Consider the following 14,844-nt stretch of genomic DNA (forward strand, 5'->3'; position numbering starts at 1 on the left):
CTTTTGGAGCGGGGAGGGGCGCGGCTCAGTGCGTGAACTGCAAGGCAGCCAGACGTGCGTAGACACCGCCTTGCGCCAGCAGCTGCGCGTGGCTGCCTTGCTCGACGATGCCGCCGTGGTCCAGCACGATGATGCGGTCGGCCTTCTGCACCGTGGCCAGGCGGTGCGCGATGACCAGCGTGGTGCGGCCATGCATGGCCGATTCCAGCGCCGCCTGCACCAGGCGCTCGCTTTCGGCGTCCAGTGCGCTGGTGGCTTCATCCAGCAGCAGCAGCGGCGCATTCTTGAGCATGGCGCGCGCGATGGCGATGCGCTGGCGCTGTCCGCCCGACAGCCGCACCCCGCGCTCGCCCAGGAAGGTGGCATAGCCTTCGGGCAGCGCCTCGATGAAGCCGGCCGCATGCGCGGCGCGTGCGGCGGTATGCACCTCCTCGTCGCTGGCCTCGGGGCGGCCGTAGCGGATGTTTTCCAGCGCGCTGGCCGAGAAGATCACCGCATCCTGCGGCACCAGCCCGATGCGCTCGCGCAGGGCCTGCAGCGGCCATTGGTCCAGTGACAGGCCGTCGAGTTCGATGCGCCCCTGCTGCGGGTCGTAGTAGCGCAGCAGCAGCTGGAACACCGTGGTCTTGCCGGCGCCGCTGGAGCCCACCAGCGCCACCGTCTCGCCGGCGGCCACCTGCAGGTCGAAGTCGCGCAGGGCCGGCGTGTCGGGCCGCGAGGGGTAGTGAAAGCGCAGGCCCTCGATGCGCAGCGTGCTGCCGCCCGCGGGCCGCGGGGCGGTGCGCGGCTGGGCGGGCGAGACGATGTCGGCGCGCGCATGCAGCAGCTCCATCAGCCGTTCGGTGGCGCCCGCGGCGCGCAGCAGGTCGCCGTACACCTCGCCCAGCACGGCCAGCGCGCTGGCCAGGATGATCACGTACACCACCGTCTGGCCCAGGTGGCCCGGCGTGATGCTGCCGCGCATCACGGCCTGCGTGCCTTCGTACAGGCCCCACAGCAGCGCGGCCGAGGTGGCGATGATGATGAAGGCCACCAGCACCGAGCGCGCCTTGGTGCGCCGGATCGCAGTGCCAAAGGCTTCCTGCGTGGAGGCCTTGAAGCGCGCCGATTCGCGCGCCTCGCCGCTGTAGCTCTGCACCACGGGGATGGCGTTGAGCACTTCGGCCGCGATGGCGCTGGCATCGGCCACGCGGTCCTGGCTGGCGCGCGAGAGGCGCCGCACGCGGCGGCCGAACCACATGCTGGGCAGCACCACCAGCACCAGCACCACGAACACGCGCAGCATCACGTCGGGGTTGGTCCAGATCAGCACGCACAGCGCGCCCAGCCCCATCACCGCATTGCGCAGGCCCATGCTCAGCGAGGAGCCCACCACGGTCTGCACCAGCGTGGTGTCGGAAGTCAGGCGCGAGAGCACCTCGCCGGTCTGCGTGGTTTCAAAAAAGGCCGGGCTCTGGCGCAGCACGCGGCTGTAGACGGCATTGCGCAGGTCGGCCGTCACCCGTTCGCCGAGCCAGCTCACGGTGAAAAAGCGCGCAGCCGAAAAAAAGCCCAGCGCCACCGCCACCCCGAAGAGCGCGAAGAAATGCTCGCGCAGTGCCAGCGCCTGCTGCCCCCGGTCAGCCGGCAGCAGGCCGCCATCGATGAGGTTGCGCAGGGCCAGAGGGAACACCAGCGTGGTGACGGCAGCCATCACCAAAAAGAGGGCAGCCAGGGCGATCTGAATGCGGTAGGGCGCGAGGAAGGGGGCCAGGCCCGAAAGCGAGCGAGGCGAGCCCTTGGCGGTCGTGGGGGCGGACATGGCGGCGGATTCTAGGAGGCGCCTGCCACCCGACCCGGGCGCGCACCCGGTTCAGCTGTCGCCACAGTATCAGCCTTGACAATTACTGCCCAGGCAATAATATCCCGTGCCCATGACTGCCAAACTTCCGCCGTCTTCCCCCGGGTCTTCGCCGCACCCCCCCGAGGCGCCCGACGCGCCCTGCGCGGCCTTCTACCACCCCGAGAACTACGCCGCCGACATGAGTGTGGGCTACATGATGCGCCGCATCGTCACGGCCATCGGCCAGTCGGTGGAAGCCGAACTGGTCGAGCCCGGCGGGCCCACCTACCCGCAGTGGATCCCGCTGCACAAGCTGCACACGCACTTGAATGCCAGCGCCACGGTGGCCGAGCTGGCCCGCGTGTGCGAGCTGGACACGGGCGCGATGACGCGCCTGCTCGACCGGCTCGAAGCCAAGGGGCTGGTGCGCCGCGTGCGCTCGGTGGCCGACCGGCGCGTGGTCAACATCGAGCTGACCGAGGAGGGCGCGGCCCACGCCGAGCGCGTGCCGCATGTGCTGTGCCGCGTGCAGAACGACTACCTCAGCGGCTTCAGCGAGGCCGAATGGCGCCAGCTCAAGTCCTACCTCAAACGCATGCTCGACAACTCGCAGAAGGCGCCGGCCGCTGCTGCGCCAACCCCCAGGCAATCATGACTTCGCTGATGCTCCAGCGCCCCGCGCGGGGCGCCTCTTCCCATTCCCGAGCAGCCGGCGCGCTGCTCGTGCTGGCCGCCGCGCTGGCGGCCGCCGGCTGCGCCGGCACCGGCACCGGCACCCTGGCGCCGCGGGCCCAGCTGATCACGCCGGCCCAGGCCGGGCTGCCGGCTGCCGATGCGCCGCAGCAGGCCGACGACGCCGTGAACGCGAACTGGTGGCAGGCCTTTGGCGACGCCCAGCTCGACCGCCTGGTCGATCAGGCGCTGCAGGGCAGTCCCAACCTCAGGGTGGCGCAGGCGCGGCTGGCCAAGGCGCAGTCCGCCGTGGGCCTGGCGCGCGCGAGCGAGCTGCCGCAGCTCAAGGGCGACGCGCAGTTCAACCGCTCGCTGTACTCCGAGAACTACATCTACCCCTCGCCACTGGGCGGCTCGATCCAGAACACCGGCCTGCTGCAGCTGGGCGGCGGCTGGGAGCTGGACTTCTTCGGCAAGAACCACGACGCGCTGGAAGCCGCGCTGGGCAACGCCCATGCCGCCCAGGCCGAAGCCGAAGCCGCGCGCGTGCTGCTGGCCGCCAACGTGGCGCGCAGCTACGTGCTGTGGGCGCGCCTTGCGGCGCAGCGCGAGGTGGCCCAGCGCAGCCTGGCGCAGCGCGAAGAAACGCTGCGGCTGGTGCGTGATCGGGTTTCGGCCGGGCTGGACACGCGGCTGGAGCTGCGCCAGAGCGAAGGTGGCCTGCCCGAGGCACGCCAGCAGATCGAGGCGCTGGACGAGCAGATCGCCATCGCGCGCCATGCGCTGGACGCGCTGGCGGCGCAGCCGGGCATCACGGGCTCGCTGCAGGCGCCTGCACTTTCGGCCCTGCGCCCCGTGCCGCTGCAGTCCGTGCTGCCGGCGCAGCTGCTGGGTCGCCGCGCCGACATCGCCGCCGCGCGCTGGCGCGCCGAGGCCGCCACGCACGAGGTGGACTACGCGCGCAAGCAGTTCTATCCCAACGTGAACCTGAGCGCCTTCGTCAACGTGCAGTCGCTGGGCCTGGACCAGTTGCTCAAGTCAGGCAGCCGGCAGTGGGGCGTGGGCCCGGCCATCAGCCTGCCGATCTTCGAAGGAGGCCGCTTGCGGGCCAACCTGCAGGGCAAGGCGGCCGACCGCAATGCGGCCATCGAAAGCTACAACGCCGCCGTGCTCGACGCCGTGCGCGATGCAGCCGACCAGCTCAGCAGCCTGCAGTCCATCGCGCGCCAGCAGGCCCAGCAGCGCGAGGCGCAGGCCGCGGCCGAAGGCGCCTGGCAGATCGCCACCCAGCGCTATGGCGCGGGCCTGGGCAACTACCTGCAGGTGCTGGCGGCCGAGACTGCCGTGCTGGCCCAGCGCCGCCAGGCTGTGGACCTGAGTGCGCGTGCGCTGGAGACCCAGGTGGCGCTGGCGCGCGCGCTGGGCGGCGGCTGGCAGCCGGGCGCAAGCGAGTCGCCGCAGGCGCTGGCCGGGCCCTGATTTCTCTTTCACCACGAGTTCAAGAAAAGCTTCCAAAAAAAGGCCTCGCTTCGGGGCCGAATCCAACATGAGCGAAGAAAACAACATCTCGTCTTCCCCGGCACCGGCCGGCACGCCGGCCAAGGCCGGAAACAACGGCAAGCGCCGCCGCGCGCTGCTGTCGCTGACGGCCGTGGTCGTGCTGGCCGGTGCGGCCTGGACGGCCTATGAAGTGCTGGTGGCCAGCAACTACGAAGGCACCGACAACGCCTATGTGCAGGGCAACGTCATCCAGATCACGCCGCAGATCGCGGGCACGGTGATGAGCATCGGCGCCGACGACACCGACTTCGTCAAGGCCGGCCAGCCGCTGGTGCAGCTGGACCCGTCTGACGCCAGGGTGGCGCTGGAACAGGCCGAGGCCGCGCTGGCGCAGGCCGTGCGCCAGGCGCGCACGCTCTATGCCAACAACGGTTCGCTGGCCGCGCAGGTGCAGTTGCGCCAGGCCGACGTGAGCCGCGCGCAAAGCGAGCTGGCCCGCGCGCAGGACGACCTGCGGCGCCGCCAGTCGCTCAGCGGCAACGGCGCCGTGTCCAGGGAAGAACTCAACCATTCCGAAACCACCGTGGCCAACGCGCGCAGCGCGCTGGTGGCGGCGCAGGCCGGCGTGACCGCCGCGCGCGAAAGCCTGGCCAGCAACCGGTCGCTGACCGACGGCACGCGCGTGGAGGAACACCCCAGCGTGCTGGCCGCCGCTGCCAAGGTGCGCGAGGCCTGGCTGGCCACGCAGCGCGTGGCCATGCCCGCGCCAGTCGATGGCTACGTGGCCAAGCGCACCGTGCAGCTGGGCCAGCGCGTGAACCCGGGCGCGCCGCTGATGTCGGTGGTGCCGCTGGGCCAGGTGTGGGTGGATGCGAACTTCAAGGAAGTGCAACTGCGCAAGATCCGCATCGGCCAGAGCGTGAAGCTCACGGCCGACCTGTACGGCAAGAAGGTGGAATACGACGGCCGCGTGGAAGGCCTGGGCATCGGCACGGGCGCGGCCTTCGCGCTGCTGCCGGCGCAGAACGCCACGGGCAACTGGATCAAGGTGGTGCAGCGCGTGCCCGTGCGCATCGCGCTCAACGCCGAGCAGGTCAAGGCCCATCCGCTGCGCGTGGGCCTGTCGATGGATGCCGAGGTCGACGTGCGCGAGCAGGGCGGCCAACTGCTGGCCGATGCGCCGCGGCGCGAACCCGTGGCCCAGACGCAGGTCTACAGCGCGCTGGACCAGGGCGCGGACGCGCAGGTGCGCCGCATCATCGAAGCCAACCTGGGCCGCGGCCAGGCGCCGCAGCCCGCGCGGGGCGAGGGCGGGGCGCCCGCACCCCAGAGCCCGGGCGCGCACCTCGCATTGAGCCGCCACGCCGGCTGACCGGGTTTCGCGCAGGCTGCTCTTCCGATGTCTTCCAACACCACCGCCTACGTCCCGCCGCCGCCGCTCGAAGGCGCCGCGCGGGTGTGGGGCACGCTGGCCCTGTCGGCGGCCACCTTCATGAACGTGCTGGACTCGTCCATCGCGAACGTGTCGCTGCCCGCCATCTCGGGTGACCTGGGCGTCAGCTCCACGCAGGGCACCTGGGTCATCACCAGCTTCGGCGTGGCCAATGCCATCGCCGTGCCGCTCACGGGCTTTCTCACGCAGCGCATCGGCCAGGTGCGCCTGTTCATGGCCAGCGTGATCCTGTTCGTCATCAGCTCCTGGCTGTGCGGCCTGGCGCCCAACATGACCATGCTGATCGCCTTCCGCGCGCTGCAGGGCTTCGTGGCCGGGCCGATGATCCCGCTGTCGCAGACCCTGCTGCTGTCCAGCTATCCGCGCGCCAAGGCGGGTCTGGCCATGGCCATGTGGTCCATGACCACGCTGATCGCGCCCGTGATGGGGCCGCTTCTGGGCGGCTGGATCACCGACAACATTTCCTGGCCCTGGATCTTCTACATCAACATCCCGGTGGGCTTGCTCGCGGCCGGCCTCACGCTGCTGATCTACCGCAAGCGCGAGAGCCCCACGCACAAGGTGCCCATCGACGCCATCGGCCTGGCCCTGCTGGTGCTGTGGGTGGGGGCGCTGCAGCTCATGCTCGACAAGGGCAAGGAGCTGGACTGGTTCCATTCGCCCGAGATCGTGATCATGGCGGTGGTGGCCGTGGTGGGCTTCGCCTTCTTCCTGGTGTGGGAGCTGACCGAGAAGCATCCGGTGGTGGACCTGTCGCTGTTCAAGCGGCGCAACTTCTGGTCGGGCGCGCTGGCCACGGCGGTGGGCTATGGCCTGTTCTTCGGCAACGTGGTGATCCTGCCGCTGTGGCTGCAGCAGTACATGGGCTACACGGCCACGCAGGCCGGCATGGTGCTGGCGCCGGTGGGCGTGATGGCCATCCTGCTCTCGCCCATCGTGGGCCTGACGGTGGGCAAGGTCGATCCGCGGCGCTATGCCACGGCCTCCTTCCTGATCTTCGCGCTGATCCTGTGGATGCGTTCGCGCTTCAACACGCAGACCGACTTCGCCACCATCATGGTCCCCACCGTGATCCAGGGCATCGCGATGGCCTTCTTCTTCATCCCGCTGGTGACGATCACGCTGTCTGGCCTGACGCCCGACCGCATCCCCGCGGCCTCGGGCCTGTCGAACTTCGCACGCATCACGGCCGGTGCGATGGGCACCTCCATCGCCACCACGCTGTGGGAGAACCGCGCCGCGCTGCACCATGCGCAACTGGCCGAAGCGGTGAACACCGGCAGCACGGCGACCAACGCGGCCATCAGCACGCTGGGCGGCGCAGGTTTCAGTTCCGAACAGGTGCTGGCGCAGATCAACAGGCTGGTCGACCAGCAGGCCTTCATGCTCGCGACTTCGGAACTGTTCTATGCGTCGGCCCTGATGTTCCTGCTGCTGGTGCCCGTGATCTGGCTGTCACGGCCCGCGCGCGGCGGTGCCGGCGCCGACGCGGCGGCCGGGGCGCACTGAAGCCGCGCCGCCTTGGCTGAGCGCCGCCGCCTGCTAGGTTGCGGCGCCGTCCAGCGCCTTGAGCACGTCGTAGCACGCGCCCATGGTGTGGTAGTCGGTCTTGCCGGCGGGGCTCTTCTCGTCGCTGATCTTGAGGTTGTGCGGCGTGAGGATGCGGTACCAGGCGCCATGCCGATGGTCCACGAAGTGTTCCCAGGCATAGGCCCAGATGCGGTCGTACCAGTCCCAGTAGCCGTCCTCGCCGGTGCGCAGCGCGAGCAGCGCGGCGGCGGCGAAGCTCTCGGCCTGCACCCAGAAGTACTTGTCGCCGTCATACACCGCGCCGTCAGGCGCGAAGCCGTAGACCAGGCCGCCGTGGTCGGCGTCCCAGCCGCGGGCCATGGCCGTGTCGAAGAAGTGGCGCGCGCGCGGCACGATCCAGTCGGGCGCGCGGCCCTCGGCGGCCAGCAGGCGTTCCAGTTGCAGCAGCAGCTTGGCCCATTCGGTCAGGTGGCCGGTCTGGAAGCCCCAGGGCTTGAAGATGTCGCTGCGATTGCCGCGGTTGAATTCCCAGTCCACCGACCAGTCCGTGCGGTAGTGCTCCCACACCAGCCCGTCGGCCAGCGCAGCCTGCCGGCCCGTCACGGCCTGGGCGAGGGCGAGCGCGCGCTCGAGGTAGCGGCCGTGCCCCGTGGCCTCGAAAGCCGCCATCATCGCCTCGCAGGCGTGCATGTTGGCGTTCTGGCCGCGATAGGGCCCCACGCGCCAGCCGGGCGTGGCCTCGTCCGCGTAGAGCTGATGCTGCGGCTCCCAGAAATGCTGCTCCATCAGCGCCCAGGTGCGCTCCAGGCCCTCGCAGGCGTCGTGCACGCCGGCCATCAACGCGTGCGCCTGTGCCAGCAGCACGAAGGCCAGGCCGTAGCAGTGCTGCGTGTCGTCCAGCACGCTCGCGCGGCCTTCGTGCCAGTCGAGCAGCCATGCGTGGCCGCCGCCGGGCAGCGCATGCGCGCGCTCCAGGAAAGCCAGGCCGTGGCGCACCGCGTCGAGGTCGGCCGGCTGGCCGAAGCGGCGGTAGGCGTTCGCGTGGTTGAACACGAAGCGCGTGCTGCTGACCAGGTGGCGCGTGCGCGGGTCGTAGACCGTGCCGTCGTCCCTGAAGAAATGGAAGAAGCCGCCGGAGGGGTCGATGTTCCGCGGCGCGTAGAAGGCCAGCGTGTGCCGGATGTGGTCGAGCAGGAAATCGGGCGAGCGGAAGTCGGGCATAGAGAACAGAAGAAGGTGTTGTCGGCCCCACGCCAAGGTCTGAGAAGAGCGCGCAGCCGCCATTGTCATCGTGACGACACTTGATGAGCGGCATGACCCGTTCGCTCGCGCAGGTTGCACTGCAGCATAGGCATTTGCCCCAGTACGCAAGCAGGAACCGCCCACAAACAATCAGTTCACATTCCATCGTGGCGCGCTGCATGAAACTACCCCCCACGCTCCCCCGCTTCGCGAGGTCCGCTGCCCCCCGAGGGGGTGCCTCAGTGCCTTCGGGCGGCCGGGCGCCACTGAAATGAAACTACCCCCACGCTCCCCCGCTTCGCGAGGTCCGCTGCCCCCCGAGGGGGTGCCTCAGTGCCTTCGGGCGGCCGGGTGCCACTGAGATGCACTGCATGACCGACTTCACTTTTCCGCACCCGGGCGACTTCGCGAGATGAGCGACGTCATCCTCGAAACCCGCCAGCTCACCAAGGAATTCAAGGGCTTCACGGCCGTGAGCAAGGTGGACCTGAAGGTGCAGCGCGGCTCCATCCACGCGCTCATCGGCCCCAACGGCGCCGGCAAGACCACCTGCTTCAACCTGCTGACCAAGTTCCTGGAGCCCACCTCGGGCAGCATCGTCTTCAACGGCGTGGACATCACCGGCGAGCGCCCGGCCCAGATCGCGCGGCGCGGCATCATCCGCTCCTTCCAGATCTCGGCCGTGTTCCCGCACCTGAGCGTGCTGGAGAACGTGCGCCTGGGCCTGCAGCGCGCGCTGGGCACCAGCTACCACTTCTGGAAGGGCGAGAAATCGCTGGCGCCGCTGCATGGCCGCGCCATGGAGCTGCTGGCCGAAGTGGGCCTGGCCGAGCTGGCTCACGAGCAGACCGTGAACCTGCCCTACGGCCGCAAGCGCGCGCTGGAGATCGCCACCACCCTGGCGATGGAGCCCGAGCTGATGCTGCTCGATGAGCCCACCCAGGGCATGGGCCACGAGGACGTGCACCGCGTGGCGCAGCTGATCAAGCGCGTGTCGGCCGGGCGCACCATCCTGATGGTGGAGCACAACATGAGCGTGGTCTCCACCATCGCCGACACCATCACCGTGCTGCAGCGCGGCGCCGTGCTGGCCGAAGGGCCGTACGGCGAAGTCTCGAAGAACCCGCAGGTGATGGAGGCCTACATGGGCACCACCGAAGGCCAGTTGCAAGGGGCACATTGATGACGACCCCCACGCTCCTCACTTCGTGTAGTTCGCTGCCCCCCGAGGGGGCGCGTGCCTCCCTTGGGGCGGCCCGGCGGGAGGCACCATGACGACCCCCGCCCTCGAAATCAAGGACCTTCACGCCTGGTACGGCGAATCGCATGTGCTGCATGGCGTGGACATGGTGGTGCAGCCCGGCGAGGTGGTGACGCTGCTGGGGCGCAACGGCGCCGGGCGCACGAGCACGCTGCGCGCCATCATGGGGCTGACGGGTTCGCGCAAGGGCTGCATCAAGGTGCATGGGCACGAGACCGTCGGGCTGCCCACGCACCGCATCGCGCACTTCGGCATCGGCTACTGCCCGGAAGAGCGGGGCATCTTCGCCAGCCTTTCTGCCGAGGAGAACCTGATGCTGCCGCCGGCCCTCAAGGGCAGCGATGGCGGCATGAGCGTCGATGAAATCTACGCCATGTTCCCCAACCTGGCCGAGCGGCGCCACAGCCAGGGCACGCGGCTGTCCGGGGGTGAGCAGCAGATGCTGGCGGTGGCACGCATCCTGCGCACGGGTGCGCGGCTGCTGCTGCTCGATGAGATTTCGGAGGGGCTGGCGCCGGTGATCGTGCAGGCGCTGGCGCGCATGATCACCATGCTGCGGGCCAAGGGCTACACGGTGGTGATGGTGGAGCAGAACTTCCGCTTTGCCGCGCCGCTGGCCGACCGCTTCTATGTGATGGAGCACGGACGCATCGTGGAGCGCTTCGGCGCCCACGAGCTGCAAGACAAAGCCGAAGTGCTCAACGAGCTGCTCGGCGTCTAGCCGGCCTTTCTCTCCAGTTCCTTCCTGCTCTTTCTCGCTCGCCCAAAACATTAGGAGAAAACGTGATGACGAAGAAGCAATTCACCGGGATCGCCCTGGCCGTGACGGCGCTGATGGCCGCTGGCGCCGCCCAGGCGCAGGAGCGCGTCAAGATCGGCTTCGTGACCGACATGTCCAGCCTCTATTCGGACGTGGAGGGCAAGAACGGCGCGATGGCGATCCAGATGGCCATCGACGACTTCGGCGGCAAGGTGCTGGGCCAGCCCATCGAACTGCTGACGGCCGACCATCAGAACAAGGCCGACATCGCCGCCTCCAAGGCCCGCGAGTGGATCGACACGGCCGGCGTGACCATGATCTTCGGCGGCACCAACTCCGGCACGGCCCTGGCCACGGCCAAGGTGGCGCAGGAGAAAAAGCGCGTGTACTTCAACAACGGCGCCGCCACCTCGGCGCTGACCAATGACCAGTGCAGCCCCTACACCGTGCACTACGCCTACGACACCGTGGCCCTGGCCAAGGGCACGGGCGCAACGGTGGTGGACCAGGGCGGCAAGAGCTGGTTCTTCCTGACGGCCGACTATGCCTTCGGCCACGCCCTTGAAGCCGACACCAGCAAGGTGGTCAAGGACAAGGGCGGCACGGTGGTCGGCGCGGTGCGCGCGCCGCTCAATGCCAGCGACTTCTCCTCCTTCCTGCTGCAGGCGCAGAACTCCAAGGCGCAGATCCTGGGCCTGGCCAACGCGGGCGGCGACACCATCAACTCGATCAAGGCGGCGCGCGAGTTCGGCATCGGCAAGAGCATGAAGGTGGCCGGCCTGCTGGTCTTCCTGAGCGACGTGCACAGCCTGGGCCTGCGCAACACCGAAGGCCTGCTGCACACCACCAGCTGGTACTGGGACCTGAACGCAGACACGCGCAAATGGGCGCAGCGCTTCTTCGAGAAGGCCAAGCGCATGCCCACCGACGTGCAGGCGGCCGACTATTCGGCCACGATGACCTATCTCAAGGCCGTGGAAGCCGCCAAGACCACCGACGCCGACAAGGTGATGGCGCAGCTCAAGAAGAACCCGATCAACGACTTCTACGGCAAGGGCATGATCCGCGCCGACGGCCGCTTCGTGCATGACATGTACCTGGTCGAAGTCAAGAAGGCCTCCGAATCCAAGCAGCCCTGGGACTACCTGAAGGTGGTCAAGACGCTGCCGGGCGAGCAGGTCTTCACGACCAAGGCCGAGACCAAGTGCGCACTGTGGAAGTGATGCGTCGCTGAAGCCCCGGGCCTGCGTTGCCGCAGGCCTTTTTTTCACGGATTCCCAAGCAAAGAGACATCATGAGCATTCGCCTGCACTTCAGCTTCACCGCCCTGGCCGCGGCCGCGCTCCTGGCCACCGGCGCCGCGCAGGCGCAGGACAAGGTCCGCATCGGCTTCGTCACCGACATGTCCAGCCTTTATTCCGACGTGGACGGCAAGGGTGGCGCCACGGCCATCCAGATGGCCATCGACGACTTCGGCGGCAAGGTCAACGGCATGCCCATCGAGCTGCTGACGGCCGACCATCAGAACAAGGCCGACATTGCCGCCTCCAAGGCGCGCGAATGGATCGACACCCAGAACCTCACCATGCTGGTGGGCGGCACGAACTCGGGCACTGCGCTGGCCATGAACAAGGTGGCGCAGGAAAAGAAGCGCGTGTTCATCGCCATCGGCGCGGGCACCTCGCAGCTGACCAACGAGCAGTGCAGCCCCTACACCGTGCACTACGCCTACGACACCGTGGCCCTGGCCAAGGGCACGGGCGGCGCCGTGGTGGACCAGGGCGGCAAGGACTGGTACTTCCTGACGGCCGACTATGCCTTCGGCCAATCGCTGCAGGACGATACGGCCAAGGTGGTGACGGCCAAGGGCGGCAAGGTGCTGGGCAGCGTCAAGCACCCGCTCAACGCCAGCGACTTCTCCTCCTTCCTGCTGCAGGCGCAGAACTCCAAGGCGCAGATCCTGGGCCTGGCCAATGCAGGCGGCGACACCATCAACACCATCAAGGCGGCGCGCGAGTTCGGCATCACCAAGAGCATGAAGATGGCAGGCCTGCTGGTCTTCGTGACCGACGTGCACAGCCTGGGCCTGAAGAACACCGAAGGCCTGCTGCTGACCACCAGCTGGGACTGGAACCTGGACGAGGAATCGCGCAAGTTCGGCAAGCGCTTCTTCGACAAGACCAAGCGCATGCCCACCGACATCCAGGCCGCCGACTACTCGGCCACGATGCAGTACCTGAAGGCGGTGCAGGCGATCAAGAGCACCGACGCCGACAAGGTGATGGCGCATCTCAAGAGCACGCCGCTGAAGGACTTCTACGCCCAGGGTGTGGTGCGCCCCGACGGCCGCTACGTGCACGACATGTACCTGATGCAGGTCAAGAGCCCGGCCGAGTCCAAGCAGGCCTGGGACTACTACAAGGTCGTGACCAAGCTGCCGGGCGACGCCGTCTACACCACCAAGGCTGAAAGCCGCTGCAGCCTCTGGAAGTGAACTGAACGCGGCCCGCCCCCGCCGCATCTTTCCCCGCGACCCGACTGCACGCCGCACCCATGAACATATCGCTCCCTGCCTTGCTGAGCCAGTTGCTGCTCGGCCTGGTCAACGGCTCCTTCTACGCCATCCTGAGCCTCGGGCTGGCCGTGATCTTCGGGCTGCTCAACGTCATCAACTTCGCGCATGGTGCGCTGTTCATGTTGGGCGCCGTGCTCACCTGGATGGCGATGAACTACCTGGGCGTGAACTACTGGGTCATGCTCATCGCCGCGCCGATCGTCATCGGCGTCTTCGGCATCCTGATCGAGCGGCTTCTGCTGCGCTGGATCTACAAGCTCGACCACCTCTACGGCCTGCTGCTCACGCTGGGGCTCACGCTGCTGATCGAGGGCGTGTTCCGCTCCGTGTATGGCGTTTCGGGCCTGGCCTATGACACGCCCGACGCGCTGACGGGCGCCACCGACCTGGGCTTCATGATGCTGCCCAACTACCGCGCCTGGGTGGTGGTGGCTTCGCTGATCGTGTGCTTTGCCACCTGGTATGTGATCGAGAAGACGCCGCTGGGGGCGCTGCTGCGCGCCGGCACCGAGAACCCGCGCCTGGTCGAGGCCTTCGGCATCAACGTGCCGCTGATGATCACGCTGACCTACGGTTTCGGCGTGGCACTGGCGGCTTTTGCCGGCGTGCTGGCCGCGCCCGTGTACCAGGTCTCGCCGCTGATGGGTCAGAACCTCATCATCGTGGTGTTCGCGGTGGTGGTGATCGGGGGCATGGGCTCGATCATGGGCTCCATCCTCACCGGCCTGGGCCTGGGCGTGATCGAGGGGCTGACCAAGGTCTTCTACCCCGAAGCCTCGTCCACTGTCGTGTTCGTGATCATGGTCATCGTGCTGCTGATCCGCCCCGCCGGCCTGTTCGGCAAGGAAAAGTGAGAGGCCGGCCATCATGACCCTCAAGAAAATCTCGCTGCCGCTGTACCTGCTGCTTCTGCTGGGCCTGGTGCTGGCGCCGTTCTTCGGCGCCTACCCGATCTTCGTGATGAAGCTGCTGTGCTTCGCGCTCTTTGCCTGCGCCTTCAACCTGCTGCTGGGCTACACGGGCTTCCTGTCCTTCGGGCACGCGGCCTTCCTTGGCGGCTCGGCCTACGTGGCGGGCCATGCGATCAAGGTGCTGGGCCTCACGCCCGAGCTGGGCCTGCTGGCCGGCACCGCCACCGGCGCGCTGCTGGGCTGGGTCTTCGGCCTGCTGGCCATCCGGCGCCAGGGCATCTACTTCGCCATGATCACGCTGGCGCTGGCGCAGATGGTCTTCTTCATCGCGCTGCAGGCCAAGTTCACGGGCGGCGAAGACGGGCTGCAGGGCGTGCCGCGCGGCAAGCTCTTTGGCGTGGTCGATCTGCGCAACGAGCTGACCATGTACTACGTGACGCTGCTGATCTGCGTGGCCGCGTTCCTGCTGATCGTGCGCACCATCCATTCGCCCTTCGGCCAGGTGCTCAGGGGCATCAAGGAGAACGAGGCGCGCGCCCTCTCGCTGGGTTACGACACGGGCCGCTTCAAGCTGCTGGTGTTCGTGATCTCGGCCGCGCTCTCGGGCCTGGCCGGTTCGCTCAAGACCCTGGTGCTGGGCTTTGCCACGCTCAGCGACGTGCACTGGACGGCCTCGGGCCAGGTGGTGCTGATGACGCTGGTGGGCGGGCTGGGCACGCTGTCGGGCCCGCTGGTGGGTGCGGCCGTGGTTGTGCTGCTGGAAAACAAGATCGGCGAACTGGGCAACCTGCTGGCGCAGCTGACCACGGTGGAGTGGTTCAACACGCTGGGCGAATCGGTCACTATGGTCACGGGCCTGATCTTCGTGATCTGCGTGCTGGCCTTCCGTCGCGGCATCATGGGCGAGGTCATCGCCTTCATCGAACGGCGGCGCGGCAAGTAGCTGCGCCTGCAGCGCCCAGCAAGAAGGCCCGCGCTGCGGGCCTTTGTGCTTCACGAGCCGGTCTCTGAACGTCTAGGGCCTGTTCACGCTATTTCAGGGGATCGCGTTGTGCCGGGAAGGGGCTGGATGCAAGGCGCCCGCGCGCAGCAAGGCTGGAGCCTTGCAAGCGCGGGCA

General features: G+C 68.2%; 12 protein-coding genes. 10 read left to right on the forward strand and 2 right to left on the reverse strand.

Annotation, left to right across the window (positions count from 1 at the left end; translation table 11 throughout):
* Positions 1–25: 25 nt before the first annotated feature.
* Entirely contained in the window at positions 26–1,801 is a 1,776-nt protein-coding gene (locus PGB34_RS12760) for an ABC transporter transmembrane domain-containing protein (protein WP_271428475.1), read from the reverse strand.
* Between the two features lie 112 nt (positions 1,802–1,913).
* On the opposite strand from PGB34_RS12760, the gene PGB34_RS12765 reads away from it, so the two are divergent.
* From PGB34_RS12765 to PGB34_RS12780, 4 genes are all read left to right on the forward strand, one after another.
* A complete protein-coding gene (locus PGB34_RS12765; protein ID WP_408647878.1) occupies positions 1,914–2,477 on the forward strand; it encodes a MarR family winged helix-turn-helix transcriptional regulator in 564 nt (187 codons plus the stop codon).
* Positions 2,478–2,485: 8 nt separating this feature from the next.
* Complete coding sequence (locus PGB34_RS12770; RefSeq protein ID WP_408647881.1) at positions 2,486–3,973, forward strand: efflux transporter outer membrane subunit; 1,488 nt, start codon at positions 2,486–2,488, stop codon at positions 3,971–3,973.
* A 67-nt stretch (positions 3,974–4,040) separates the two neighbouring features.
* Complete coding sequence (locus PGB34_RS12775; RefSeq protein ID WP_271428477.1) at positions 4,041–5,366, forward strand: efflux RND transporter periplasmic adaptor subunit; 1,326 nt, start codon at positions 4,041–4,043, stop codon at positions 5,364–5,366.
* 27 nt (positions 5,367–5,393) lie between these two features.
* The gene (locus tag PGB34_RS12780; RefSeq protein WP_271428478.1) at positions 5,394–6,956 is read left to right on the forward strand and encodes a DHA2 family efflux MFS transporter permease subunit; all 1,563 of its coding nucleotides are present in this window, start codon (positions 5,394–5,396) and stop codon (positions 6,954–6,956) included.
* Between the two features lie 33 nt (positions 6,957–6,989).
* Here PGB34_RS12780 and PGB34_RS12785 read toward each other — a convergent pair whose 3' ends face one another.
* A complete protein-coding gene (locus PGB34_RS12785; RefSeq protein WP_408647879.1) occupies positions 6,990–8,267 on the reverse strand; it encodes an AGE family epimerase/isomerase in 1,278 nt (425 codons plus the stop codon).
* 364 nt (positions 8,268–8,631) lie between these two features.
* Between PGB34_RS12785 and PGB34_RS12790 the strand changes: the two genes are divergently transcribed.
* The 6 genes from PGB34_RS12790 (at position 8,632) to PGB34_RS12815 (ending at position 14,669) form a co-directional block, all read left to right on the forward strand.
* Positions 8,632–9,402, forward strand: coding sequence for an ABC transporter ATP-binding protein (locus tag PGB34_RS12790; RefSeq protein ID WP_271428480.1), 771 nt, complete (start codon positions 8,632–8,634; stop codon positions 9,400–9,402).
* 88 nt (positions 9,403–9,490) lie between these two features.
* Entirely contained in the window at positions 9,491–10,201 is a 711-nt protein-coding gene (locus tag PGB34_RS12795) for an ABC transporter ATP-binding protein (RefSeq protein WP_271428481.1), read from the forward strand.
* 65 nt (positions 10,202–10,266) lie between these two features.
* Positions 10,267–11,463 (forward strand): ABC transporter substrate-binding protein, encoded by a 1,197-nt coding sequence (locus PGB34_RS12800; RefSeq protein WP_408647880.1) that lies wholly within the window; start codon positions 10,267–10,269, stop codon positions 11,461–11,463.
* 71 nt (positions 11,464–11,534) lie between these two features.
* Positions 11,535–12,734, forward strand: coding sequence for an ABC transporter substrate-binding protein (locus PGB34_RS12805; protein WP_271428482.1), 1,200 nt, complete (start codon positions 11,535–11,537; stop codon positions 12,732–12,734).
* Positions 12,735–12,793: 59 nt separating this feature from the next.
* Entirely contained in the window at positions 12,794–13,669 is an 876-nt protein-coding gene (locus PGB34_RS12810) for a branched-chain amino acid ABC transporter permease (RefSeq protein WP_271428483.1), read from the forward strand.
* Positions 13,670–13,682: 13 nt separating this feature from the next.
* On the forward strand, positions 13,683–14,669 hold the full coding sequence (locus PGB34_RS12815) for a branched-chain amino acid ABC transporter permease (protein ID WP_271428484.1): 987 nt from the start codon (positions 13,683–13,685) through the stop codon (positions 14,667–14,669).
* Positions 14,670–14,844: the final 175 nt, after the last annotated feature.

The sequence above is a fragment of the Xenophilus arseniciresistens genome, from assembly GCF_028023875.1.
Lineage (GTDB): Bacteria > Pseudomonadota > Gammaproteobacteria > Burkholderiales > Burkholderiaceae_C > Xenophilus > Xenophilus arseniciresistens.